This window comes from Streptomyces triticagri (assembly GCF_003429565.1).
Lineage (GTDB): Bacteria > Actinomycetota > Actinomycetes > Streptomycetales > Streptomycetaceae > Streptomyces > Streptomyces triticagri.
Genome location: NZ_QUAK01000234.1, coordinates 92,352 through 116,054 on the forward strand (window position 1 = coordinate 92,352; position 23,703 = coordinate 116,054).

Sequence of the window (23,703 nt, forward strand, 5' to 3'; positions counted from 1 at the left end):
GGTGAGGCCGAGGGAGGCGGGCGCTCGCACATGCCGCGCACGCGGGCATGCCGGACCGGGGACGGTCGCCCGCCCCCGGTCCGGTGTGCTCGTCGGCGCGTGCGCCGATCCCTCAGTCCAGTACGGCCCGTGCCCACGTCCCCTCGTCCGCTGCGAGCAGCCGGCCACGCTCGGCCTCGGCCACCAGCGGGCCGAGGTCGCCGGTCACCCGCAGTGCCGATGCGGCGGTCAAGTGGCCCAGGCGCAGGGCCTGTTGGAGTGGCAGGCCCTGATGCCGGCCGCTCAGGAACCCCGCGGCGAACGCATCGCCGGCACCCACCGGCTCCACGACGGCGACGCGCAGCGCGGGCACCACCACGGCCTCCCCGCCCTGGAACGCCGTCACCTCCCGTGCCCCGTCCTTGACCACGAGGATGCGTGGCGAGGGCAGCAGCGCACGCACGTCGTGCGCGGTACGGACACCGGCGCCCCACAGCGCCTGTGCCTCGTCCAGGCCCACGAACACCAGGTCGGCCCGGTCGGCGAGCGACCGCAGCAGCTCCGCAGGACGCCGACCCGGCCACAGCGCGGGCCGGTGGTTCACGTCGAAACTCACCAGGCCCGGCCGGTCGGGCCGCAGCGCGCACTCCACCAGCTCGCGACAACTCGCCGACAGGGCCGGTGTGATGCCGCTGAGGTGCAGCACCTCCGCCGGCCAGGCCCGGTCCAGTGCCTCGGGGCCCATGGCCGACGCGGCGGATCCCGTCCGGTGGTAGCGGACCCTGGTCCTCTCCGGCGCCGGGTCCTTCACCATCAGCCCCGTCGGCCGGTCCGGATCGACCCGTACGCCCTGCACCTCCACGCCGTGGGCCGCGACCGCTTCCCGTACCCGGGCCCCGAAGGGATCGTCCCCCACGGCCGACACCCAGCGGGTCGGCACTCCGTACGCGGCCGCGTAGCAGGCGACGTTGGACTCGGCGCCGGCCACCCGGACCGCCAGGGTGTCCGCTGCGGCCAGGGGGCCGGCGGGCGTGGGAGCGAGCGAGACCATCGACTCGCCGAGGCACGCCAGGTGAACGCCGCCCGTCACGGCTCGCCGCCGCGGTAGGGGTGCGCCGGCGGCCCCGGTACGTCGACGCGCAGCGCGAGCAGCGCACCGTCCAGTGGGCCCGGAGCCGTGAGGCCGATCCGGGCACTGGTGACGTACAAGGTGCGTCCGTCGGGGCCGCCGAGGCACAGCCCGGCCGGCTGGGCGACGGGCACCCGTACGATCCGGTCGAGTGTTCCGTCCGGCAGACGGCGGTGGAGTACGCCACCGCCCCACACGGCACTCCACACCGCCCCGTCCCGGTCCACGGCCATCCCGTCGGGACTGCCGGCGTCCACGGTCGCGAAGACGTCGGACGGGCCGGGATCTCCGGTACGCGGATCGATCCGGTGGCGCAGGATCAACCCCCGGGCGCTGTCGGCCAGATACATCGTGCGGCCCTCGGCGTCGAAGACCGGGCCGTTGGGCACGGTGAGGCCCTCGAGGACGCGGTGCACGGATCCGTCGGGATCCACGCGGAGCAGGGCGCCGCCGCCGGGTGCCGCGTCGTAGCGCATCAAGCCGGCCCAGAAGCGGCCCGCCGGGTCGGCGGCACCGTCATTCATCCGCACGCTCGCCGGGGCGTCCTCGTGAGGCGTCGGCAGCCACCGCGGGTCCCGGCCGGGATCCAGGAGACAGACGCCCGTGCCCGCGGCGGCGATCCACCGCCCGTGGGTGCCCTCCACGGGGGCGACGGCGCCCAACGGCACCTGCAGCCTGGCCAGTTCGGCCAGCGGTGCGGCGGCGCCGGCCGGCCCGTCCCGTACGGTCAACAGGCGCCCGCTGAGGATGTCGGTCAGGACGAGGCGTCCGGCCGTCCACCGCGGGCCCTCGCCCAGTTCGAGCCGATCGGTCGCACACGTACGGACGTCGTCCGTTCCGGCGGCGGTCACTCGGCGCCCTCCTCGACGGCTGCCCGCAGCTCCCGCGCCCGAATGCGCAGGGCATCGAGATCACCGCCGTCGGCCGCGTCGCCGATCAGCGGCGATCCGACACCGACCGCGGTCGCACCGGCGGCGAGATATGCGGCGGCGGTGCCGGGTCCGATGCCGCCGACGGGAACGAACGGAATGTCGGGGAACGGTGCACGCAGCGCCCGGAGAGCATCCGGACCGCCCGCCTGGGCGGCCGGAAAGAGCTTCGCGCCCACCGCGCCCGCGTCCGCGGCGGCCATCACCTCGGTCGGCGTCAACACCCCGGCGAGGACCGGGAGTCCGAGGGCGCGCGCCTCGGCCACCCCGTTGCCGATCCCGGGCGTGACGACGAAGTCCGCACCGGCACGCGCCGCGGCACGGGCGTCGGCGGCGCTCAGCACCGTGCCCGCGCCCAGCGGCGCCGAAGGCCCGAGCGCCGCACGCGCCCGCGCGATGACATCGAGCGCGCCGGTCCCGGACAGGGACACCTCGATCAGGTCCACTCCCTCATCGGCGAGGGCCAGGACGGTGGACAGCTGTGCCTCGGGGTCGTGGCCGCGCACGATGGCGAGCAGCCGTCGCTCGCGGAGTGCGGCTATGAGTTCCACGGATCGGTCCTTCCAAGGGGGTGCGGCAAGGGAGTTCGGCGGGGCGAGGGGATGCGACGACTCACCATTCGGCGAAGCCGCCGTCGGGATGGCGCCAGACCGGATTGCGCCAGGCGGCGGTGCTCGCGTCGGCTGCCCGTACCGCCTCCTCGTCCACAAGCACGCCCAGGCCCGGCAGTTCGGTCCGATGGGCCTGACCGCCGGTGAAGCGGAACGGCGCCGGGTCCATCACGTACGAGAGGAGATCGGCGTCCTTGTTGTAGTGGATGCCGAGACTCTGCTCCTGGATGAGGAAGTTGGGTGTGGAGAAAGCGACTTGGAGACTTGACGCCAAAGAGATCGGCCCGAGCGGGCAGTGCGGGGCGAGCTGTGCGCCGAAGGTGTCGGCGAGCGAGGCGATCCGGTGCACCTCCGAGATGCCGCCCGCATGCGACAGATCGGGCTGTGCCACGGCGATCCCCGACTGCAGGGCGGGCAGGAACTCCGCACGGCCGTAGAGCCGTTCACCCGTCGCGACCGGGACCGTGGACGCCTCGACAAGCCGGGGCAGTACGTGGGTGTGCTCGGGCAGCAGCGGCTCCTCGGCGAACAGCGGGTGCAGCGGCGCGATCCGCTCCAGGACGCGCCGCGCCCCGGCCGGGGTGAACCGGCCGTGGAAGTCGATCGCCACATCCCGGTCCCAGCCGAGCGCGTCACGGGCCGTGGACACCCGCTCGACGACGGCGGCCGTCTCGGCGGCCGTCGGCAGGGGAGAGATCCGCCCTGAGGCGTTCATCTTCACCGCGGTGAAGCCGGCCTCCACCTGCGCCTCGATGTGCTCCGCCAGCTGCGCGGGCTCGTCGCCGCCCACCCAGGCGTACACCCGGACCGCGTCGCGCACCGGGCCGCCGAGCAGGGTGTGCACCGGCACGCCGTGCCGTTTGCCCGCGATGTCCCACAGCGCCTGGTCGAGACCGGCCACGGCGCTGGAGAGCACCGGCCCGCCCCGGTAGAAGCCGCCCTTGGTCATCACCTGCCAGTGGTCCTGGATCCGCGCAGGGTCCTGCCCGACGAGGTACTCGGACAGCACCTCGACGGCCGTACGGACCACCTCGGCCCGCCCCTCGACCACGGGCTCGCCCCAGCCGACGAGACCCTCGTCGGTCTCGACGCGGCAGAACAGCCAGCGCGGCGGCACCTGGAACGTCTCGATACGGGTGATCTTCATCGTGTGGAGGCCGGCCTTCCGCGCGGTGCTTCGGATCCCGGTGCTTCGGATCGCGATGCTTCGGACATGGGGGACTGCTGCTGCGAGGTGCTCGGCACGTGCGGCGAGGTGCTCACGACGACTCCTTGAGGACACTCCAGCCGCCGTCCACGACCAGACTCGTCCCGGTCACGTACGCGGCCTCGTCGGACGCCAGGAAGGCGATCGAGGCGGCGACCTCATCGGGAGTGCCGAAGCGCCCGGCGGCCGTACCGGCCACGCTCGCCGCGCGGTCCTCCTCGCCGATGCCCTCCCAGGCGGCGGTGAGAATCGGGCCCGGCAGTACGGCGTTCACCCGCACCCGGGGCCCGTACTCCACGGCCAACTGGCCGCACAGGGACAGCAGCGCGCCCTTGGACGCCGCATAGGCGGGACGGCCCGGCAGGCCCATGCGGGCGTGCACGGAGGAGGTGAGGACCACGCTGCCGCCGTGTTCGGTCATGTCCGGCAGCGCCGCCTTGACCCCGAGGAACGCTCCCGTGAGGTTCACCGACAGCTGCCGGTCCCAGGAGGCACGGCTCATCCGGTCCGCGGCGGCCACCTCGACGGTGTAGGCGTTGCACACCAGCACACCCACAGGACCGAAGCGGTGCGCGGCCGCGACCAGTCGGTCCCAGTCCGCCTCATCGGCCACGTCACCCCGGACGAACTCCGCCCGGCCACCGGCCTCTTGGATGCCCGCGGCCACCCGCGCGCCGCCCTCGGCGATGTCGGCGACGACCACGGCCGCGCCTTCGGCGGCGAGCCGTTCGGCCGTGGCGGCGCCGATCCCCGCGGCGGCTCCGGTGACGATCGCGACCCGGCCGTCGAATCTCTTCATTCCTGGCGTCCCATCTCTTCGAGGCTCCGGCCCTTCGTCTCCTGCACGAACTTGGCGGCGAAGGGCAGCGACAGTGCGGCGAAGGCCGTGTAGATGATGTACGTGCCGGACAGACTCCAGTCCGACATGCTGGGGAACGTCGCGGTGACCACCCAGTTGGCGACCCACACGGTGGCCGAGGAGAGGCCCAGGGCGGCGGCGCGGATGGACGAGGGGAACATCTCGCCGAGCATCACCCAGAGCACCACACCCCACGACGAGGCGAAGCAGAGCACGAACACATGGGCGGCGATCAGCGCGACAAGACCTTGGGCGTGCGGCAGCCGGCCGTGCACCAGATCAGCGGAGAACGCCCAGGCCACGCAGCCGAGCGCCACCGTCATACCGGCGGAGCCCGCGAGGACGAGCGGTTTGCGGCCCACCCGGTCCACGAGGAGCATCGCGAGGACCGTACCGACGATGTTGATGATCGACGTGGTGAACGAGTAGAAGAACGAGCTGCTGGGATCGACACCCACCGACTGCCAGAGCGTCGCGGAGTAGTAGAACGCGACGTTGATGCCCACCAGTTGCTGGAAGAGTGCCATGCCGATGCCGACCCATACGATCCCGCGCAGGCCGAGCACCGCACCGCGCAGATCACGGAAGGCGGACCGGGTCTCCCGGCCCATGGTGTCGGCGATCTCCGTGACCCGTGCGTCGAGCGATGTGCCGGGAGCCTCGACCCGGGCGAGGACGGCACGGGCCTCGGTGGTCTTCCCGACGGACACCAGATAGCGGGGCGACTCGGGAATCAGGAAGGACAGCACGCCGTACAGGAGTGACGGGAGGACCATCACGCCGAGCATCCACTGCCAGGCCTCGAGCCCGGCCAGCTCGCCGCGCTGGTCGCCGTCGGCGAGATTCAGGATCAGCCAGTTCACCAGCTGGGACACGGCGATACCGAGAACGATCGCGGCCTGCTGGAAGGCGGCGAGGCGTCCGCGGTAGGCGGCCGGTGCGACCTCCGCGATGTAGGCGGGCCCGATCACCGAGGCCATGCCGATGCCGAAGCCGCCGACCACCCGCCAGGCGGAGAGGTCCCACAGGCCGGTGGGCAGCGCGGAGCCGATCGAGCTGACGGTGAAGAGGCCGGCCGCGATCCGCATGCACGGGATGCGCCCGATGCGGTCGGCGATGCGGCCTGCGACGGTGGCACCGATCGCCGAGCCGATCAGGGCGATGGCGATGACCTGGGCCAGTGCGGCGGAGCCGACGTCGTAGCGGTCCCGTACGGCCTCGACGGCGCCGTTGATGACGGAGCTGTCGTATCCGAAGAGGAAGCCGCCCATGGCCGCGGCGGCCGCGATGAAGACGACATGGGCCAGTGGGGGTGGCGACTTGGGGTCTGCCGCGGCGGTCGCGGTGGTCGGTATGTGGGACATGAAGTGCCGTGCCTTCTTGCGGGGGTCGGGGGTGTGGCGTGCGGGGTCACGCGGTGCGGATGCCCCAGGTGGCCGTGTGCTGGTCGCCGGGGGCGAGTACGGCGAGGTCGTCGCCGGAGGCGAGCGCGCCGGGTGGGCAGGTCATGGGTTCGACGGCGAGGCCGGGTCGGCCGAAGTGGTCCGCGGTGTAGAGCTGCAGCCAGGGGTGCCGCGCGTCGGCCCACAGGGTCACGCCCGGCCCGTCCGGGGAGCGCAGGGTGACCCGGGTGCGTCCGTCGATGTCGCGTACCAGATCGGTGTACGAGTGATTGAGGACCGTGTCGCCCACCGGTCGCGCGGTGCGGAAGTCCTCGCTGGTTCCGGCCAGTTGGCGGGGTGGTCCGTCGGGGCGCAGACGGGCGTCCGGGTACAGGGCGCGGCCGGCGGGGACCTCCAGGGTGCAGTCGCCGAGCGGGCTGCCCGCGGTCAGGTAGGGGTGTGCGCCGAGGCCGTACGGGGCGCGGTGCCCGCCGGCGTTCCGGGCGGTGACGGTGACCCGCAGTCCCTCGTCCGGGTCGAGGGCGTAGGCGGCGGTGAGCTCCAGGGGCCACGGATAGCCGGGGCGTGCCCCGAGCAGCAGCGTGAGCCGTACGCGATCTGCCGCCCGCTCGGCCACCGTCCAGGTCTCCCATCGCACCAGGCCGTGCAGGGCGGACGGGGGCTCCTGCTCGTCGAGCGCGAGTCCGAGCGTGTGTCCGTCGAAGGCGTAGCGGCCGTCCGGCAGCCGGTTGGGCCAGGGGGCGAGGAGCTGGCCGTGCGCCGCGGGGGCCGGCTCGTCCGCGTCGAAGCGCAGGATCAACGGCCGGTCCGCATGGTCCAGTTCGCGGAGTGTGGCGCCCACGGTGGTGACCGTCGCCCGGTACGGGCCCGCCCGGAGCGTGAGCTGCTCTCCCGAGCGGGGCAGGAAGGTGCGGTGGCTCAAGACGGTGTCCTCACTGGTGCGGGACCTGTGGTGCGGATACGGGTGGGCGGTCTCGCGGACGGAGCGGTGGCCGAGGCCGCGAGGCGAGCCCAGCATTATTCATAATTAATGTTCTGTCGAGAGGGGTGCGGCCTTGCTGTCAAAAAAATTAGGAAATAAAGTTGGCGAAGCGAGTCCGGTCGTCGGCCGGCGTGAGCAGGTCGAGGGGGAGCAGTCGATGTCCTACGCGGGACGCGGTATCCACGGCGCGGTGGTCGAGACCCTGGGCGCCCGTGTGGTGGCCGGTCAGGTCGGCGAGGGCGCCACTCTCGACCCGCGCTCCCTCGTCACCGAACTCGACGTGAGCCTCACGGTCATCCGGGAATCGCTCAAGGTGCTCGCCAGTAAGGGACTTGTGGCTTCCCGGCAGAAGCGGGGCACGTATGTCCGGGCGCGCAGCGAGTGGAACGTGCTGGACGCCGACGTCATCCGCTGGCGCGTCGACGGCGGCGAAGCGGCCGTCGTCCTGCGTGACTTGGCCGAGATGCGCGGCATCGTGGAGCCCGCCGCGGTGCGCCGCGCCGCGGAGCGCCGTACGGACGACGATCTGCGCGCGCTCGACGCGGCACTCGATGCCATGGCGCATGCGGGCACGGACATCGCCGCCGCCGCATCGGCCGACGCGGAGTTCCATCGCGCGCTGCTCGCCGCCTCGGGGAACGAGATGCTGGCCCGTCTGCACGAACTGATGGAGCCGGCCCTGCGCGCCCGGGACAGCATCGTGCACGCCTACCCGGACGCCGCCGACGACCCGGTGCCGAGCCACCGCGCGGTCCTGGAGGCGATCCGGCGCCGCGACGCGGACGGCGCGACCGCGGCGATGGTCGAGCTCCTCGCCAAGGCCGAGACCGATCTGGGCGTGGCGGTCGGGGACGTGGACGCTCCTTAGGAGCGCCCCCCCGAATCGGGTCCCGTAGGTCACTCGAGGCCCTCCGTTACGCTCCCTGCATGGGCGGCAAAGGTCGGAAGCGGGACACGGCGGTGCAGTCGGTGGATCGGGCGGTCTCGATCCTGCAAGTCCTCGCGGCGCGCGGACCGTCCGGCGTGACCGACATCGCCGGGGCCCTGGAGATCCACAAGTCCAGTGTGTTCCGGCTGCTCGCGACCCTGGAGGCGCGCGGTCTCGTCGAGCGCGACGGCGGACGCGGGCGCTACCGCATCGGCTACACGGTGGTCGAACTGGCCGGCGGTGTCACCAAGGGCGACGACCTGTCCCTGCTCAGCCGCCCGGTCTGCCAGGAGCTCGCCGAGGCCGCGGGGGAGACGGTCAATCTGGCGGTGCACGACGGGGCGGAGGTCGTCAGCATCGACCAGGTCATCGGCAATGCCGCCATCACCAGCATCGACTGGGTCGGCAAGCGCACGCCCCTGCACGCCACATCGGCGGGGAAGGTCTTCCTCGCGCACCTTCCGCAGGACGAGCTTGCCGAGATCCTGGCGCAGCCGCTCGAGGAGTACACCGAGCACACGGTCACGGACCCGGCGCTCCTGAAGGAGCAGTTGGAGACCGTACGAGAACTCGGATACGGGGTGGCGAGCGAGGAGCACGAGATCGGTCTCGCCGCACTGTCCGCTCCCGTACGCTCCCTGAACGGCGAGGTGGTTGCCGCCGTGACGCTCTCCGGGCCGACCTTCCGGATCAACGACCACACCATCTCCGCGCTGGCCGAGAAGCTGGTGGCGGCCGGCGACAAGATCTCCTGGCGCAAGGGCTATCTCCGGCGCGGCTGATCCGTCTCCGAAAAGGGTTGACGGGGGACTTCGGCAGGCTCCACATTTGTCTCGTATAGCGACTCTGTTTCGCATAGCGAAACTCGCGGAGTTCTCCGGGAGCAGATGTGCGCACACTCACCGCGACCATGGATCCCCTGCTCCAGCCCTTCCGGCTGAAGCACCTCACCCTGCGCAACCGCGTGGTCAGCACCTCCCACGAACCGGCCTACGGCGAGGACGGCCTGCCCAAGGACCGCTATCGCGCATACCACTTGGAGAAGGCCCGCGGCGGCGTCGGACTCACGATGATCGGCGGCTCCGCGGTCGTCTCACCGGACAGCCCGCCGTCGTTCGGCAATCTGCGGCTGCACCGCGACGACATCGTGCCGTGGCTGCGGCGCCTCACCGACGACGTGCACGGCGCCGGAGCGGCCGTCATGTGCCAGGTCACCCACCTCGGGCGCCGCACCAGCAACTACACAGGCGACTGGCTGCCGCTGGTGTCCGCGTCCCCGCTGCGCGAGCCCGCACACCGCTCGTTCCCCAAGGCCGCCGAACCGTGGGACCTCGAGCGCATCGTCGCCGACTACGCGGCGGCCGCGGTGCGTTGCCGCGAGGGCGGACTCGACGGCATCGAACTCCAGGCGTACGGCCACTTCCTGGACAGCTTCCTCTCGCCGCTCACCAACCACCGCGACGACGGGCTCGGCGGCAGCCTCGAGCACCGCACCGCCTTCCCGCTCCGGGTGATCCGCGCCGTACGGGAAGCGGTCGGCCCGGACTTCGTGTTCGGCATCCGGATGGCCTTCGACGAGGACCATCCCGAGGGACTGACCTTCGACGATGCGGTCGCCGCCGCCCGGCAGTTCAGCGCCGCCGGGATCGACTTCATCAGCGCGATCCGCGGCTCCATCGAGAGCGACGCCTCGCTGGCCAGGACGATCCCGACGATCGGCACACCGCTCGGCTCGTTCCTGGACTTCACCGGCGCGATACGGCGCCGCCTCGACGTGCCCGTGATGCACGCGGCGCGCATCGCCGACCCCGCCACCGCGCGGCACGCCCTGCGCGAAGGCCTGGTCGATCTCGTCGGGATGACCCGCGCCCAGATCGCCGACCCCCATCTGGTGGCCAAGGTCGCCGCCGGCCAGGAGGACCGCATCAGGCCCTGCGTCGGGGCGAGTTACTGCCTGGACGCGATCTACGACTCCGGCGACAGCAAGTGCATCCACAACCCGGCCACCGGGCGCGAACTCCAGCTGCCGCACATCATCGAGCCGGCCACCGGACCCCGCGCGAAGGCCGTGGTCGTAGGGGCAGGTCCGGCAGGCCTGGAAGCCGCACGTGTCCTCGGCGAACGGGGCCACCGAGTGGTCCTGTTCGAGGCCGGCGACGCCCCCGGCGGGCAGATCCGGCTCGCCGCTGCCAACCCGCGCCGCCGCGATCTCCTCGGCATCGTCGACTGGCGGGTCGCCGAGTGCAAGCACCTCGGCGTCGATCTGCGGCTCGGCACGTACGCCGAGTCCCGTGACGTGCTGGCCGAGGACCCCGAACTGGTCCTGATCGCCACCGGCGGCCTGCCCGACCGGTCCTTCCTGACCGCCGGGGCCGACCTCGTCGCCGACACCTGGGACGTGATGTCCGGATCCCTGCGGCCCCGGAGCACGGACGAGGTGCTGATCTACGACGACCACGGCGGCCACCCCGCGATGGACGCCGTCGAACTGCTCGCCCCGACCGGCGTCCGACTGCACCACGTCACACCGGAGCGCATGCTCGCACCGGACGTCGGCAGCATGAACTCCCCTGCGTATCTCGAGGTGTTCGCCGAGCACGGCGTCACCACCACCCTCGCCCGGCGGCTCCGATCGGTGCGCCGAGCGGCCGGCGGGCGGCTCACCGCCACCCTGTACAGCGAATACACCCGCACCGAGACCGAGCAGGACGTCGACCATGTCGTCGTCGAGCACGGCACCCTGCCCAACGACGAGCTGTACACCGCACTGCTCGCAGGCTCCAGCAATCTCGGCGAGGTCGACCACCGGGCTCTCCTCGCCCACGAGCCACAGACCGTGGTCCGCAATGAGTCGGGGCGGTACCAGCTGTTCCGCATCGGCGACGCGGTCACCAGCCGCAACATCCACGCAGCCGTGTACGACGCGCTGCGCCTGTGCCTGCCCGTCCGACGAACCACCGGAGGGACGAGATGACCACAACCGCCCTCGTCACACCCGCCGCCGAACTCGTCGCACGACGCGTCCCCGGCCGCAGTCTCGAAGCGCCCTTCTACGTGGGCGAGGAGTTCTTCGCCCTCGACATCGAGGCCGTGTTCGCCCGCAGCTGGATCTTCGCCGCGACGGAAGCCGAGGTCCCCGAGCCGGGCGACTACGTCACCGTCACCGTCGGGCCGTACTCCGTGATCGTCGTACGCGACGACGACGAAGAGGTGCGGGCCTTCCACAACGTCTGCCGGCATCGCGGCGCCCGCATCCTGAACGAGCCGCGCGGCTCCGTCGGCACCATCGTCTGCGGCTACCACCACTGGACGTACGGCGTCGACGGCAGACTGCTGCACGCCGCCTCGCAGGAGCCGGGCTTCGACCCCACCTGCTTCGGCCTGCGGACCGTCCAGGTGCGCGCCGTCGCCGGCCTCGTCTTCCTCTGCCTCGCCGACCGGCCCCCGGCCGACTTCGACGACTTCGCCGCACAGGTGACGCCCTACCTCGCCCCGCACCGACTGCGGCACGCCAAGGTGGCCAGACAGGTCGATCTGATCGAGCACGCCAACTGGAAACTCACCATGGAGAACAACCGGGAGTGCTACCACTGCGCCGGGCACCCCGAACTCCAGCGCTGCTACTTCCCGTTGTACAACTTCGCCGAAGGCGACGTACCGCCCGCACTGCGCCCGACCTACGAGCGGTTCCTGCAGGCCGACGCCGCCGCACGCGCCGCATTCGAGTCACTGGGTCTGCCGTACGCCGCCGTCGAGGACCTGGTCGAGCGGCCCACCGGATTCCGGGTCGAGCGCGAGCCGCTCGACCTCGCGGGGGAGTCCTTCACCGAGGACGGCAAGGCGGCGGTCCGGCGGCTGCTCGCCGACTTCCCCACCGCCCGCCTCGGCCACCTGGGCCTCCATCTGCAGCCCAACGCCTGGTTCCACTGCGCCGCGGACCACGCGGTGACCTTCTCGGTGATCCCGCTCGCCGCGGACCGGACCCTGGTACGCACCACCTGGCTGGTGCACGCCGACGCCGAGGAGGGCGTGGACTACGACCTCGACGCGCTCACGAACGTCTGGGAGGTCACCAATGAACAGGACGCGGTCTTCGTCGCCCGCGCCCAGGCCGGCATCGGCGACCCCGCCTACGTCCCCGGCCCGTACAGTCCCACCGAGTCCCAGGTCGAGGACTTCGTCCGGTGGTACATCAACCGCCTGAGCGCGTATCTCCAGGAGGGGCCATGACGACTCCGCAGGAGGGGCCATGACGACAGCGACGCGGCCCGCCGGGACCCCGCCGCCCGCCTGGGCCGACGGACTCCTGGTGTGCCGGCAGATCCACGACGCCACCGCGGATGTCCGCACCTTCGCGCTCGAACCGACCGAGCCCCGGCTCTTCCGGCACGACCCCGGGCAGTTCCTCACGCTGCTCCTCGACATCGACGGCGCACAGGTCGAGCGCTGCTACACCATCTCGTCCCCGCCGACCCGCCCCGACCTGCTGACGATCACGGTGAAGCGAGTCCCCGGCGGGCTCGTGTCCAACTGGCTGCACGACCACCTGGTCCCGGGCGGCACGGTGTGGGCGCGTGGCCCGCTCGGCGACTTCTCCATCGCCCGGCATCCGGCGCCGAAGTACCTCTTCCTGTCGGCCGGCAGCGGGGTGACACCGCTGATGTCCATGACCCGCGCGCTGTACGACCTGGCCCATGCCGTGGACGTGGTGTTCGTGCACAGCGCCCGCAGCTTCGACGACATCATCTTCCGCCGGGAACTCGAGTTCATCGCGACGGTGGCTCCGCACATCCGGGTCACCCACCTGCTGGACGACCGCGGTGAGCAGCTGAGTGCCGCGCTGCTCCAGGAGCTCGCGCCCGACCTCCTGGAGCGCGAGGTCTTCACCTGCGGGCCGGGCGGCTACATGGAGTCGGTACGGGACATGCTGTCGGCCACCGGATTCCCGCCGGCGCGCTACCACGAGGAGAGTTTCACCTTCGAGCCCGCGGCCGGCACCGCGCCTGAAGGGGCCACCGGCCGGACGGCGTTCAAGGTGGAGTTCGCCCGCACCGGCCGTACCGTCGACTGCGACCCGTCCACCACCGTGCTCGCCGCCGCCTCGCGCGCCGGCATCACGCTGCCGGCCTCGTGCGCACAGGGCATGTGCGGCACCTGCAAGACGACCCTGCTCTCGGGCAGGGTCGACATGCAGCACAACGGAGGCATCCGGCCCCGCGAGATCGCCGCGGACAAGATCCTGCTGTGCAGCTCGAAGCCCCTGGACGACCTGGTGATCGACGGGTAGGCGGAGGCGGAATCGAGGAAGCGTGACCCGTCAGCCCGCCGTCGACCAGGACAGGGTGCCGTTGGCCGCGGTCAGTGCGGCCAGGACGACCAGATCCGCGACGCCGAGCGCGATGCCGAGCCAGGCGCGGCCGCGGCGGGAGGTCCCCCGGGTCAGGGCGAGGGTGCCGAAGATCAGGGCGCACGGGCCGAGGAACAGATTGAAGACGAGCAGTCCGGTCAGGCCGGTGACGAAGGACGCCACCGCGTAGTCGTTCGCGGCCCGGCGGGCGCGCGTGGTGGGCGCCGCGGAGACGGGCGCGGTCGCCGTGGATTCGGTCGTCCCGGTCATCGCGCTCACCGCCCCGCCCGCCGCGCGGGCCGGCGCTCGCGGACCGCGAAGACGAGCAGCCAGGTGGCGAGCACGGCGCCCGCCAGCAGCGCTGCGGGCACCGGCAGTTGGGCCGCGGCGCCGACCACCACGCCGAACAGAAGTATCGCCGCTACGAGAATGATCATGGGTAGGCATCCCCCTCTTCGGTGAACGGTTGTAGTAACAGTTGTTCACTGAAAAGGAGCGTACGCGCGCTGGCGCCGTAAGGCAAACGAGTGTTTACTCAACCTCCGTGATGAGCCGCACCACCGCCCCCGGGACACGGGAGGCCCGCAAGCAGCAGACCCGCCAGGCCATGCTCGACGCCGCGCTCGAACTCCTGGAGGAGCAGAGCCTGTCCAGCCTCGGCCTGCGGGAGGTCACCCGTGCCGTGGGCATCACCCCGGCCGCCTTCTACCGCCACTTCCGCGACATCCCCGACCTGGGCGTGGCCCTGGTCGAGCAGGCCCTGGGCAGTCTCCACGACCTCGTACAGGTGCTGCTCGCCGAGCAGGACGGGCCGCAGCAGCGCATCGACACGACCGTCGAGCTGATCCGGCAGTACGTCGCCGAGCACCCGGCGCACGTACGATTCGTCGCCAGTGAGCGGCACGGCGGGGTGCGCGAGGTGCGCCAGGCCATCGCCGGCGAACTGGACCGCTTCATCGAGGAGGTGGCCGGCACCCTGGGCGCCGACCCGGGCGCGGAACTCTGGAGCCGGGACGAACTGCGCATGCTGGCCGGGCTGTTCGTCGACCAGATGGTGGGTACCGCGTGCTCGTTCCTCAGCGCCCGCCTCGACGAGGGGCCGCCCGCGGACGAGGTGGCGCAGACGGCCCGGGACCGGATGCGCCTGGTGCAGCTGGGGCGGCAGCACTGGCTTCCGTGAGCCCGGTGCTGCCGCCGCCGCTGCGAGCCGTACGGACCTCCGCCCGGTCCGCGTAGACCTCCGCCCGGTTCAGTCGGTGTAGACCTCCGCCCGGTCGATGCTGATGAACGCGCCGGTGGATGCGTCGTTGTGCTCGCCGGTCACCCGTACCTGCACGGTGTGCGGACCGGGGGACAGGCGCGGACTGCGGTACTGCACCGTCTCGCCCGTACGGATCGGACCGTGGAAGTCGACGCGCTCCTCGGGACCGCCGTCGACGCTGACGGCCGCGATGCCGTTGCCGGTGTCCTGCACGGAGAGCAGCACGATGCGGGTGCCGGTGAACCGGAACGTCGCGGTGTTGCCGGCCTGGTCGCTCCAGTGGTCGTCGCCCCAGAAGCACTGGGCCGCGCAGCCGGTGCCCGAGTTCCAGCTGCCCGTGTACTCCACCGTGGCGTCGCCGCTCGAGCGCCCGTCGTCGTTGATCCAGTGGTTGCCGGAGCCCGGGTCGCCCGCCGGCAGGTCCTGGGTGGCGCCCATGGCGAGCGGTGTGCCGAGGTCCGGGCTGCCGTCCGCGTTCCAGGAGATCTTCTGGGCGCGGGTGGTGCGGTCGGTGTAGGTGTTCTCGGCGGTGGTCTTGGCGTGGTGGATCAGCCAGTCCTCGCTGCCGTCGGGGGACTTGAAGAACGAGTGGTGGCCGGGTCCGAACACCCCGCGGTCGTCGGCACGGGAGAAGACCGGTCCTTCGTGCTGGGTCCAGTTGCCGGGGACCAGTGGATCGGCGTCGTCCGGCAGCGACATCATCCACACCTGGTAGTCGGGCTTTCCGGTGTCGCAGGCCGAATACGTCATCCAGGTACGGCCGTTGCGGTTGAGGAACGCCGGCCCTTCGCGGACCTCGGGGCAGCCTCCGGCGGCGTCGATCGCCACCGCGTCTCCCGAGACGGTGTACGGGTCGGACATGGGTGCGATGTTGAGGCCGTTGTGCTGGTAGGCGTTGATGCCGCTGTACGCCAGATAGAGCTTGCCGTCGTGCTGCAGGATGCCCGGGTCGATGGCGAAGGTGTCGGTGTGGTTGGGCGGTTCGAGCTTCGCCTTGAAGTGGTACGGGCCCGCCGGGTCGTCCGCCTCGGACTCCAGGACGTACAGGCGATGGTGGTCGTCCTCCCCGTCGTCGGCCGTGTAGTAGAGGTACCAGCGGTCGCCGAAGTGGTAGAACTCCGGCGCCCAGATGTGCTGGTTGCGGGACGGGTCGCTGTCCGTCCACACGGTGACCGGGTCGGCCGCGAGCAGCGTGGACAGCGAAGGCGAGCGCCACATCTTGATGCTGTCGCCCTGGGTGGTGGCGAGGTGGTAGGCGCCGTTCGCGTACGCCATGAAGGGATCGGGGCCGCTGTTCAGCGGATTGCGGAAGGTCCCGGCGGCGTCGGGCGCGGGCTTCTCCGCGACGGCCCCCGGCGCGGTCAGCAGGCCGACCAGGAGGGCGAGTAAGGCGGTGAGCAGGACGGAGCGGGGGCGGGGGCCCATGGGCGACTCCTCATGTCGGGATGTCCAGTTGCTTCCGTAGGGGCGGGCGTGGGCCTCACTGACCGCCGAGACCCGTCGTCGCCACCGACTTCACGATGTGCCGCTGGAAGAAGACGAACACCACCACGAGCGGCAGCGCGGCAAGCACGGCCGAGGCCATCGACTGTGCGTACTGGATGCCGTACGCGTCCTTCACCGCCGTGATGCCGACGGGCAGCGTCATCAGGGACGGATCGGAGGTGGACACGAACGGCCAGAGGAAGTTGTTCCAGGCGCCGATGAACACGAAGATCGCCACCGCGGCGAGCATCGGCCGGGACAGCGGCAGCAGCACCGACCAGAAGATGCGCCAGTGCCCGGCACCGTCGATCCGCGCCGCCTCCTCCAACTCCTGCGGCAGCGAGTCGAAGTGCTTCTTCAGGATGAACACCATGGCGGGCGCGACCGTCTGCGGCAGGATCACCGCCGCGTAGGTGTCGAGCAGATGCAGCGACAGCATCTGCTGGAACCACGGCACGATCAGGATCTGCGGCGGTACGAGCACGGCGGCGACGGTGAGCACGAACAGCCAGCGCCGGCCCGCGAATCGGGTGCGCGAGAAGGCGTACCCCGCCATCGCCGAGACGAGCACCGTGATCACCGTGACCGCGGCCGCGATGAGGAGGCTGTTCAGCATCCACAGCGGCAGGTCGCCGCGCTCCCACACCGCGCTGAAGCCCTCGAGCGTGAACCCGTTCTCCGGCCAGAACCAGTTCAGCGGATCGCTCGCGTCCGCCTCGGACTTGAAGGCCGTGAGCAGCGCCCAGGACATCGGAAGCAGCCAGATCAGCGCCCCGATCGTGAGCGCGGTCAGCGCGAGTACGCGCGCGGTGCGGCTCTCCCCGAGCGTGAGATTCGTACGGGTCCTGGACTGCGGTCGCCGCATCGGCGGCCGCAACGGACGTATCGGACGGGCGACTTGGCGAGCAGCGGCGGCGCGGGATCCGGTGTCGGTGGAGGTCATGGTCACTTCTCCCGGCGGCGGAGGGCGAGGAACTGGACTGCGGAGGCGAGGACCACGAGCGCGAAGAAGATGTAGCTGATCGCCGATGCGTAGCCGAGGCGGTAGCCGGTGAAGCCGACGTCGTAGATGTACTCGACGACCGGCCGGGTCGAGCCGTTCGGGCCGCCCTTGGTCAGCAGATACACCTGGTCGAAGACCTTCAGCGACGCCAGGATCTGCAGCACGGTGATCACCACGGTGATACGGCGCAGCTGCGGCAGCGTCACCGACCACAGGCGTCGCCAGCCGCCGGCGCCGTCGATGGCCGCGGCCTCGTAGAGATGGTCCGGGATCGACTGCAACGCGGCCAGATACAGCAGGAAGTTGAAGCCGACCGTCCACCACAGGGTGGCCAGCGCGATGGCCCACATCGCCACCGACTCCTCGCTCAGCCAGCCGACCGTGCCGAGCCCCAGCGAGTCGAGAAGATGGTTGTACAGGCCGAGATCGGGCTGGTACAGCCACAGCCACAGCAGACCGATGACACCGACGGGCAGCAGATACGGCGCGAAGAACGCGAGCCGCCACACCCACTGGCCGGGCAGCCCGGTGTGCACGAGCAGCGCCATGCCCAGCGCCACCACGACCAGCGGCACCGTCGAGATCACCGTGAACCACAGTGTGTGGCCGAGCGCCCGCCACATCTCGGCGTCCTTGAAGGCCTCGGTGAAGTTGTCGAGGCCGACGAACGACGGGGCGTGTGCCGAGAGCGACGTGTCGGTGAGGCTCATCCACAGCCCCTGGCCGAGCGGCCAGATCATGAAGGCCGCGAACAGCACGAGGAAGGGCAGCGCGAACAGCAGCCCGGGCGAGAACAGTCGCCGCACCTGCCCGGAAGCCGACCGGGGCGAGACGCGGGGAGGGGACGTCATGGTGCCTCCTGCGGGGGATCTGCGGCCGGTCACGCCGGGCTCGGCTTGGCGAGGAAGGTGTTGATGCGGCGCACCATGGCACGGGCCGCCCGGTCGGGGGCGAGCCCGTCGTGCAGCGCCTGCTGTATCACCTGGGACACGGCGTTCTGGAAGTCGGAGCCCGCGCCGGCGAACCACACCGACGGGTCGAGCACCACATGCTCGGCGGCCGTCTTGTAGTGCGTCTGCGGCACCAGCTCGCCGTACTCCTCGGTCCGGGTGATCGGTTCGTACGCGGGGATGTGACCAGCGGTCGCCCAGATCTGACCGGCCTTGAGCAGCGCGGCCACCGCGCGGTGCGTGCGGCGCCGGTGGTCGGCGTCGGGACTGTCGCGGTGCGGCAGCACGAACGCATGGGCGTCGGCGTAGACCGCCGGGGTGCCGAAGACCGTGGGGAAGGGCGCCGCGCCGACGTTGTCGTTGGCTTCCTTGAAGGTGCCGAGCTCCCACTCGCCGTTGAGGATCATCCCGGTCTGGCCGTTGGCGAACGCGGCCACGGCGGACTCGTAGTTGAGCCGGCCCGGATTGACCTTGCCGTCCACCAACTTGGCCATGAACGCGATGACTTCGGTGATCCGGTCCAGATCCACCTTCGCCGGACCGCCGTCGGGGAGCTCGAAGACGCCGCCCGTCTGCCGGTACAGGCCGTAGAACAACCGCCAGCCCTGGGCGGTGTCGTTGACGTACCCGAAGGCGATGCCCTGCTTCCCGGACGCCTTCGCGAGTTCGCGGCCGGCGGCCAGGAAGCGGTCCGGCGACGAGAACGCCTCGGCGTCGAGCGTGCCGTCCGCGGCGAGCAGCCCCGCCTTCTTCGCCGGCTTCGGGTCGTAGAAGACGATGAACGGGTGGGTGTCGAGCGGGATCGCGTACGTCTTGCGCTCGTACTGGGTCCTGGACCACACCGCATCGGCGAAGTCGCCGCGGCGCACGCCGAATTCGGCCAGCGCATCGGTGTCCCACGGGTCGATGAGGCCGGTGGGCGCGTACCCCGCGAGGCGCGACATGTGGGCGACGGCGACATCCGGGCCGCGCCCGCCGGCGGAGGCCATCGCGAGCTTGGTGTAGTACGGGGTGCCCCACTCGAGCACGGTGCGTTCGATCTTCGTGCCGGGCATGTCGGGGCGGGCCGTGCGCACCATGTCGTTGAGCAGGCCGCCGTCCGCGCCCTGGAAGAGGTCCCACAGACGGACGGTGGAGTCGTCGGACGCCAGGGCGTTGCCGCAGCCGCTGAGTGTCCCCGTCCCGAGGGCGGCCGCCCCGGCGCCGAGCGCTGCCGCGAGCGCGCGCCGCCGGGTGAACGCGGGCCGGTCCACGGGTGCGCCTGAGCCGGTCATGTGGCTCCTTCCCCGCCCGGGCGGCGGAGCCGTGGCCGCCGCCCTGCGAACTGTCATCGAGGTGAACTACCGGCACTGCCGGGACTGCTGGACGTGCCGGGACCGCCGGACGTGTGGCACCGGCGTCCGTGAGCCGACATGGCACCATGGTGTTTACATCGATGTAAATCCCCGGGACGGTCAAGGATCGGGGCCGAAACCGATTCGTGATGCGACGGGCGGGGCTCCGTCGGGTCCTGGATACGATCGCGGACGGCAGCGGGCCTGTCCTCACATTCCCGCCGTCGCGGGACAGGCGGGAATGTGAAGACAGGACCGAAGGAAGGAATGCGCAGCGTGGCGGCCAGACCAAGGATCAAGGACGTGGCGGAATACGCCGGCGTCTCGCCGAAGACCGTCTCCAATGTGATCAATGACTTCGAGCATGTCTCGGACCGCACCCGCGAGGCGGTCAAGGAGGCGATCGACGCACTCGGTTACCGGGTCAACATCGCCGGCCGACAGCTCCGCCGCGGCCGTATCGGCATGATCACCCTGGCCGTACCGGAACTCGACGTCGCCTACTTCGCCGAACTGGCCACCCATGTGATGGCCGAGGCGGAGAAGCGCGGCCAGACCGTGCTGCTGCACCGCACGGGCGGAGCGCGCGAGCAGGAGCTGGCCGTCCTCGGCGGCTTCGACGCCCGGATCAGCGACGGCGTGATCCTCAGCCCGCTCGCCCTGCACCCCCGTGATCTTGCCGGCCGCGACCAGGGACTCCCCGTCGTCCTGCTCGGTGAACGCCCGACGGAGGGCGGCGCGGACCATGTGGCGGTCGACAACGTCCGCGCGGCCCGCGAGGCCACCGCTCATCTGCTGTCCCGCGGGCGGCGCCGCATCGCCGTCGTCGGCGGGACGACCCGCGGACGCCAGGGCACCGACCGGCTGCGTACGGACGGCTGCCGCGAGGCCCTGAAGGCCGCCGGCGTACCGTTCGACGCGGAACTCGTGGTGCCGGTCGACGCGTACCACCGCGAGCACGGCGCACGGGCCGCCGCCGCCCTGATGGACCGGCGCCACCGCCCCGACGCCCTGCTCTGCCTCAACGACGATCTCGCCCTCGGCGCCTTGCGCGCCCTGCACGAGCGGCAGGTGGACGTACCCGGCGACCTCGACGTGGTGGGCTTCGACGACATCGAGGCCGCCCGCTACAGCGTGCCCAGCCTGACCACGGTGTCCCCCGACAAGGCGGAGATCGCCCGCGCCGCCGTCACCCTCCTGCTCGACCGCATCGAGGACCCCGCCACCGGCCCGCCGCAGGACCATGTGGTCGGCCACGAGGTCATCGTGCGGGAGAGCAGCGGGGGTTGACGGCAGGCGGTCGAAGGGTGGGCGCGCCCGGTCAGTCGCGCCGCGAGGTCGGGAACAGCTCCTGCACCTTGGCCTTCAGACCCTGCCTGACCACGTCCGTGCGCTGCGGATCGCTCTGGAAGAGCGCATGGGCGGTGTTCTCGATCTGCTCCCAGGTCGCGTGCGGCGGGATCGGCGGCACGGACGGATCGGTGACGAAGTCGACCACCGCCGGACGGTCCGCATCCAGCGCCGCCTGCCACGCGCCCGCGACCTCGTCCGGTGACTCCACCCGGATCCCGGTGAGACCCAACTGCCGCGCGAACGCCGCGTAGTCGACGTCGGGAATCTCCTGCGAGGGCGGGAAGGCAGGCGCCCCGCCCATGGCCCGCAGCTCCCAGGTGACCTGGTTCAGATCCCGGTTGTTGAGTACGCCGACGACCAGGCGCGGATCCGCCCATTCGTCCCGGTACCGGGCTGCGGTGATCAGTTCCGCCAGGCCGTTCATCTGCATCGCCCCGTCACCCACGAGGGCGACCACGGGGCGGTCGGGCTGCGCGAACTTGGCGCCGATCGCATACGGCACGGCACACCCCATGGTGGCGAGCGTCCCGGAGAGCGAGCCGCGCATCGTCCCGCGCATCGTGATGTGCCGGGCGTACCAGTTGGCCGCGGAGCCCGAGTCGGCCGTGAGGATCGCGTCGTCCGGCAGCACGGGATCGAGGGAGCGCACCACCCGCTCGGGATTGACCGGGTGCGCGGACACAGCGGCCCGCCCGCTCATCGCCTCCCCCCAGCGCTCCACCTCGGCGCACACCGCCTCCTGCCAGTCACGCCCCTCGTTGCGGCGCAGCAGCGGGATGAGCCGGCGGAGCGTCGTACGGGCGTCGCCGACCAGATTCACCTCGTACGGGTAGCGCATGCCGATCATGTGCGGGTCGATGTCGATCTGCACCCCGCGTGCCTTCCCGTACGGCGGCAGGAACTGCGAGTACGGGAAGCTGGAGCCGACGGTGAGCAGCGTGTCGCAGTCGCGCATGAGCTCGTAGCTGGGCCGCGTGCCGAGCAGGCCCATCACGCCCGTGCCGTACGGGCACCGGTCGGACAGCACGTCCTTGCCGAGCAGCGCCTTCGCGATGCCCGCGCCGAGCAGTTCGGCGATCTGGACGATCTCGTGGTGGGCGCCCGCCGCGCCCTGACCGACCAGGATCGCCACCTTGTCACCGGAGTTGAGGACGTCGGCCGCGCGCTCCAGGGCCCCGGTGACGGGTTCGCTGGTCCAGGCGCTGCGGTCCAGGCTGGACGGGACCATCTTGAACGCGTGGGCCGGCGGGGTGTATTCGAGCTCCTGCACGTCCGCCGGGACGATCACCGCCGTGGGTGCGCGGCGCGCGTATGCCGTACGCACCGCGCGATCGAGGACGTTCGGCAGCTGCTCGGGCACCGTCACCGTCTCGACGAAGCCGGCGGCCACGTCCTTGAACAGGGTGTGCAGGTCCACCTCCTGCTGGTACGAGCCGCCCATGGTGCTGCGGGCCGTCTGGCCGACCAGGGCGACGACCGGCACATGGTCCAGTTTGGCGTCGTACAGACCGTTCAGCAGATGCACGGCTCCGGGCCCCGAGGTGGCGGTGCACACACCGAGCCCGCCGCTGAACTTGGCGTGGCCGACCGCCGCCAGTGCGGCCATCTCCTCGTGCCGGACCTGGATGAACTCGGGGCGGTCGGATGCCCTGCCCCAGGCCGCGATCAGCCCGTTGATGCCGTCCCCCGGATAGCCGAAGACGTGCTCGACGTCCCAGTCGCGCAGCCGGTCGAGGATGTGGTCGGCGACCGTGTGGTTCATGGCTGGAGCCTGCCTTTCGCATCCGGAACTCGTCGCCATGGGCGGCGTGGACGCCGGTGGCGACCGCTTGTCGCGACGCGTACCCGTGAGCCGGGACACAAGACGGGTCATGTTTCGCGGCACCTGTGACGGGGAGGCGACAGACAGCTTCAGAACTGTGAGGCTCACTCGGCGCCGACCACGATCGGCCGGATCCGCACCGCCCGCGACACGGCGGCTCGGCCACCCACGGCGCCTGCCACGACTCGGACATCCGAGGAGTGAACTCAAGTGAACGGCACGCAGAATCCGCGTCCCCGCACGCACAGCGGCAGGGGCCACGACCACCACGACCGCCCGCAGACCCAGCGCGACTTCGAACGGATGCAGACGCTGCCGGCGGGACCCGAGCACGAAGTGATCGAGCAGCGCCTGATCCGGGCCTGGCTGCCGATGGCGACCCGGCTCGCCGACAAGTACCGCGACCGGGGCGAGGAGCGCGAGGACCTGCGGCAGGTCGCCGCACTCGGCCTGTGCAAGGCGGTGCAGGGATACGACCCGGGGCGCGGCGCCTTCGAGGCGTACGCGGTGCCCACCATCACCGGTGAACTGCGGCGCCACTTCCGCGACCACACCTGGGGCGTGCATGTGCCACGGCGTGTGCAGGACCTGCGGAACCGGGTGCGCACGGCGCTGCAGTTGATGCCCGACGGAGGGAGCGCCCGACAGGTGGCGACCGTCGCCGGACTCACCGAGGAGGAGGCGCGGCAGGGTCTCGAGGCCCTGCACAGTTACCGTCCGCTGTCCCTCTCCGCGCAGCCGGCCGCGCAGCCCGACGGATCCGGCCTGGGGGAGTACCTGGGCGAGACGGACGAGGGCTTCGACGTCGTCGACGACCGGGAAGCCGCCCGGCCGGGCCTGAGCAGGCTGCCGGAGCGCGAACGCCGGGTGCTCTACCTGCGCTTCTTCCGCGACATGACACAGAGCCAGATCGCTGCGCGACTGGGCGTGTCCCAGGTGCACGTCTCCCGGCTGATCAGCGCCGCCTGTGCCGACGTACGGGCCGAGGCGCTCGGTGACCGGGTCACGGCCGGCTCGAAGCAGCGCTGACCGGCGGCGTCCCCGCGGCCGGTGGGCCTCGATCCCGCCGGCAGCGGTGGCCTGCGGCACCACCGATCTGCGGTCGCACAGCCGGCTCGGTC

General features: G+C 71.4%; 22 protein-coding genes. 8 read left to right on the forward strand and 14 right to left on the reverse strand.

What is annotated here, in order from left to right; translation table 11 throughout:
• Positions 1 to 112: 112 nt before the first annotated feature.
• From DY218_RS31750 to DY218_RS31780, 7 genes are all read right to left on the reverse strand, one after another.
• Positions 113 to 1,069 carry a sugar kinase gene (locus tag DY218_RS31750; RefSeq protein WP_267899397.1) on the reverse strand — a complete coding sequence of 319 codons (957 nt, stop codon included), beginning with the start codon at positions 1,067 to 1,069 and terminating at the stop codon, positions 113 to 115.
• Positions 1,066 to 1,959 carry an SMP-30/gluconolactonase/LRE family protein gene (locus tag DY218_RS31755; RefSeq protein ID WP_128559627.1) on the reverse strand — a complete coding sequence of 298 codons (894 nt, stop codon included), beginning with the start codon at positions 1,957 to 1,959 and terminating at the stop codon, positions 1,066 to 1,068. Before DY218_RS31755 ends, DY218_RS31750 begins: the two co-directional genes overlap by 4 nt.
• On the reverse strand, positions 1,956 to 2,588 hold the full coding sequence (locus DY218_RS31760; protein WP_128559628.1) for a bifunctional 4-hydroxy-2-oxoglutarate aldolase/2-dehydro-3-deoxy-phosphogluconate aldolase: 633 nt from the start codon (positions 2,586 to 2,588) through the stop codon (positions 1,956 to 1,958). The genes DY218_RS31755 and DY218_RS31760 overlap by 4 nt, the downstream gene beginning before the upstream one ends.
• A 61-nt stretch (positions 2,589 to 2,649) precedes the next feature.
• Positions 2,650 to 3,795 (reverse strand): galactonate dehydratase, encoded by a 1,146-nt coding sequence (dgoD, locus tag DY218_RS31765; RefSeq protein ID WP_128559629.1) that lies wholly within the window; start codon positions 3,793 to 3,795, stop codon positions 2,650 to 2,652.
• A gap of 112 nt (positions 3,796 to 3,907) precedes the next feature.
• On the reverse strand, positions 3,908 to 4,654 hold the full coding sequence (locus tag DY218_RS31770; RefSeq protein ID WP_128559630.1) for an SDR family NAD(P)-dependent oxidoreductase: 747 nt from the start codon (positions 4,652 to 4,654) through the stop codon (positions 3,908 to 3,910).
• A complete protein-coding gene (locus DY218_RS31775) occupies positions 4,651 to 6,078 on the reverse strand; it encodes a sugar porter family MFS transporter (protein ID WP_128559631.1) in 1,428 nt (475 codons plus the stop codon). Before DY218_RS31775 ends, DY218_RS31770 begins: the two co-directional genes overlap by 4 nt.
• Before the next feature lie 46 nt (positions 6,079 to 6,124).
• Positions 6,125 to 7,039, reverse strand: coding sequence for an aldose 1-epimerase family protein (locus DY218_RS31780; protein ID WP_199566917.1), 915 nt, complete (start codon positions 7,037 to 7,039; stop codon positions 6,125 to 6,127).
• 217 nt (positions 7,040 to 7,256) lie between these two features.
• Here DY218_RS31780 and DY218_RS31785 point away from each other — a divergent pair, with 217 nt between their 5' ends.
• The 5 genes from DY218_RS31785 to DY218_RS31805 all read left to right on the forward strand — a co-directional run bounded on the left by DY218_RS31785 (position 7,257) and on the right by DY218_RS31805 (position 13,314).
• Positions 7,257 to 7,967 carry a FadR/GntR family transcriptional regulator gene (locus DY218_RS31785; RefSeq protein WP_128559633.1) on the forward strand — a complete coding sequence of 237 codons (711 nt, stop codon included), beginning with the start codon at positions 7,257 to 7,259 and terminating at the stop codon, positions 7,965 to 7,967.
• A 92-nt stretch (positions 7,968 to 8,059) separates the two neighbouring features.
• On the forward strand, positions 8,060 to 8,809 hold the full coding sequence (locus DY218_RS31790) for an IclR family transcriptional regulator (RefSeq protein ID WP_128559709.1): 750 nt from the start codon (positions 8,060 to 8,062) through the stop codon (positions 8,807 to 8,809).
• Positions 8,810 to 8,916: 107 nt separating this feature from the next.
• Positions 8,917 to 11,001 carry an oxidoreductase gene (locus DY218_RS31795; RefSeq protein WP_233522000.1) on the forward strand — a complete coding sequence of 695 codons (2,085 nt, stop codon included), beginning with the start codon at positions 8,917 to 8,919 and terminating at the stop codon, positions 10,999 to 11,001.
• Positions 10,998 to 12,257 (forward strand): aromatic ring-hydroxylating oxygenase subunit alpha, encoded by a 1,260-nt coding sequence (locus DY218_RS31800; RefSeq protein ID WP_128559634.1) that lies wholly within the window; start codon positions 10,998 to 11,000, stop codon positions 12,255 to 12,257. Before DY218_RS31795 ends, DY218_RS31800 begins: the two co-directional genes overlap by 4 nt.
• 19 nt (positions 12,258 to 12,276) lie before the next feature.
• Positions 12,277 to 13,314, forward strand: coding sequence for a hybrid-cluster NAD(P)-dependent oxidoreductase (locus DY218_RS31805; protein ID WP_128559635.1), 1,038 nt, complete (start codon positions 12,277 to 12,279; stop codon positions 13,312 to 13,314).
• Positions 13,315 to 13,344: 30 nt separating this feature from the next.
• Here DY218_RS31805 and DY218_RS31810 read toward each other — a convergent pair whose 3' ends face one another.
• Together DY218_RS31810 and DY218_RS34690 are read right to left on the reverse strand one after the other, a co-directional pair.
• On the reverse strand, positions 13,345 to 13,644 hold the full coding sequence (locus DY218_RS31810) for a DUF4190 domain-containing protein (RefSeq protein WP_128559636.1): 300 nt from the start codon (positions 13,642 to 13,644) through the stop codon (positions 13,345 to 13,347).
• A gap of 5 nt (positions 13,645 to 13,649) precedes the next feature.
• A complete protein-coding gene (locus DY218_RS34690) occupies positions 13,650 to 13,811 on the reverse strand; it encodes a hypothetical protein (protein ID WP_199566918.1) in 162 nt (53 codons plus the stop codon).
• A 110-nt stretch (positions 13,812 to 13,921) separates the two neighbouring features.
• Between DY218_RS34690 and DY218_RS31815 the strand changes: the two genes are divergently transcribed.
• The gene (locus tag DY218_RS31815) at positions 13,922 to 14,554 is read left to right on the forward strand and encodes a TetR family transcriptional regulator (protein WP_128559637.1); all 633 of its coding nucleotides are present in this window, start codon (positions 13,922 to 13,924) and stop codon (positions 14,552 to 14,554) included.
• A gap of 69 nt (positions 14,555 to 14,623) precedes the next feature.
• On the opposite strand, the gene DY218_RS31820 is transcribed toward DY218_RS31815, so the two are convergent.
• Genes DY218_RS31820 through DY218_RS31835 form a run of 4 tightly spaced genes read right to left on the reverse strand, consistent with a single transcriptional unit; the run spans position 14,624 to position 19,347 of the window.
• Complete coding sequence (locus DY218_RS31820; RefSeq protein WP_128559638.1) at positions 14,624 to 16,060, reverse strand: family 43 glycosylhydrolase; 1,437 nt, start codon at positions 16,058 to 16,060, stop codon at positions 14,624 to 14,626.
• A 55-nt stretch (positions 16,061 to 16,115) separates the two neighbouring features.
• Positions 16,116 to 17,063, reverse strand: a complete 948-nt coding sequence (locus tag DY218_RS31825) for a carbohydrate ABC transporter permease (RefSeq protein WP_128559639.1) — start codon at positions 17,061 to 17,063, stop codon at positions 16,116 to 16,118.
• Positions 17,064 to 17,065: 2 nt separating this feature from the next.
• Entirely contained in the window at positions 17,066 to 17,974 is a 909-nt protein-coding gene (locus DY218_RS31830) for a carbohydrate ABC transporter permease (RefSeq protein ID WP_128559640.1), read from the reverse strand.
• 29 nt (positions 17,975 to 18,003) lie between these two features.
• Positions 18,004 to 19,347: an extracellular solute-binding protein gene (locus DY218_RS31835; RefSeq protein WP_128559641.1), complete on the reverse strand. Its 1,344-nt coding sequence runs from the start codon at positions 19,345 to 19,347 to the stop codon at positions 18,004 to 18,006.
• Between the two features lie 327 nt (positions 19,348 to 19,674).
• On the opposite strand from DY218_RS31835, the gene DY218_RS31840 reads away from it, so the two are divergent.
• A complete protein-coding gene (locus DY218_RS31840; protein ID WP_128559642.1) occupies positions 19,675 to 20,697 on the forward strand; it encodes a LacI family DNA-binding transcriptional regulator in 1,023 nt (340 codons plus the stop codon).
• Between the two features lie 31 nt (positions 20,698 to 20,728).
• Here the strand turns inward: DY218_RS31840 and DY218_RS31845 are convergent, their stop codons facing one another.
• Positions 20,729 to 22,522, reverse strand: coding sequence for a thiamine pyrophosphate-requiring protein (locus DY218_RS31845; RefSeq protein WP_128559643.1), 1,794 nt, complete (start codon positions 22,520 to 22,522; stop codon positions 20,729 to 20,731).
• Positions 22,523 to 22,792: 270 nt separating this feature from the next.
• Between DY218_RS31845 and DY218_RS31850 the strand changes: the two genes are divergently transcribed.
• The gene (locus DY218_RS31850) at positions 22,793 to 23,611 is read left to right on the forward strand and encodes a sigma-70 family RNA polymerase sigma factor (RefSeq protein WP_407703711.1); all 819 of its coding nucleotides are present in this window, start codon (positions 22,793 to 22,795) and stop codon (positions 23,609 to 23,611) included.
• Positions 23,612 to 23,703: the final 92 nt, after the last annotated feature.

What these genes read in the sequence shown, in the direction of transcription:
- dgoD (WP_128559629.1), bottom strand. Translation starts at nt 3,795, where the DNA reads ATGAAGATCACCCGTATCGAGACGTTCCAGGTGCCGCCGCGCTGGCTG.
- DY218_RS31770 (WP_128559630.1), bottom strand. Translation starts at nt 4,654, where the DNA reads ATGAAGAGATTCGACGGCCGGGTCGCGATCGTCACCGGAGCCGCCGCG.
- DY218_RS31775 (WP_128559631.1), bottom strand. Translation starts at nt 6,078, where the DNA reads ATGTCCCACATACCGACCACCGCGACCGCCGCGGCAGACCCCAAGTCG.
- DY218_RS31785 (WP_128559633.1), top strand. Translation starts at nt 7,257, where the DNA reads ATGTCCTACGCGGGACGCGGTATCCACGGCGCGGTGGTCGAGACCCTG.
- DY218_RS31800 (WP_128559634.1), top strand. Translation starts at nt 10,998, where the DNA reads ATGACCACAACCGCCCTCGTCACACCCGCCGCCGAACTCGTCGCACGA.
- DY218_RS31805 (WP_128559635.1), top strand. Translation starts at nt 12,277, where the DNA reads ATGACGACAGCGACGCGGCCCGCCGGGACCCCGCCGCCCGCCTGGGCC.
- DY218_RS31810 (WP_128559636.1), bottom strand. Translation starts at nt 13,644, where the DNA reads ATGACCGGGACGACCGAATCCACGGCGACCGCGCCCGTCTCCGCGGCG.
- DY218_RS34690 (WP_199566918.1), bottom strand. Translation starts at nt 13,811, where the DNA reads ATGATCATTCTCGTAGCGGCGATACTTCTGTTCGGCGTGGTGGTCGGC.
- DY218_RS31815 (WP_128559637.1), top strand. Translation starts at nt 13,922, where the DNA reads ATGAGCCGCACCACCGCCCCCGGGACACGGGAGGCCCGCAAGCAGCAG.
- DY218_RS31820 (WP_128559638.1), bottom strand. Translation starts at nt 16,060, where the DNA reads ATGGGCCCCCGCCCCCGCTCCGTCCTGCTCACCGCCTTACTCGCCCTC.
- DY218_RS31825 (WP_128559639.1), bottom strand. Translation starts at nt 17,063, where the DNA reads ATGACCTCCACCGACACCGGATCCCGCGCCGCCGCTGCTCGCCAAGTC.
- DY218_RS31830 (WP_128559640.1), bottom strand. Translation starts at nt 17,974, where the DNA reads ATGACGTCCCCTCCCCGCGTCTCGCCCCGGTCGGCTTCCGGGCAGGTG.
- DY218_RS31835 (WP_128559641.1), bottom strand. Translation starts at nt 19,347, where the DNA reads ATGACCGGCTCAGGCGCACCCGTGGACCGGCCCGCGTTCACCCGGCGG.
- DY218_RS31840 (WP_128559642.1), top strand. Translation starts at nt 19,675, where the DNA reads ATGCGCAGCGTGGCGGCCAGACCAAGGATCAAGGACGTGGCGGAATAC.
- DY218_RS31845 (WP_128559643.1), bottom strand. Translation starts at nt 22,522, where the DNA reads ATGAACCACACGGTCGCCGACCACATCCTCGACCGGCTGCGCGACTGG.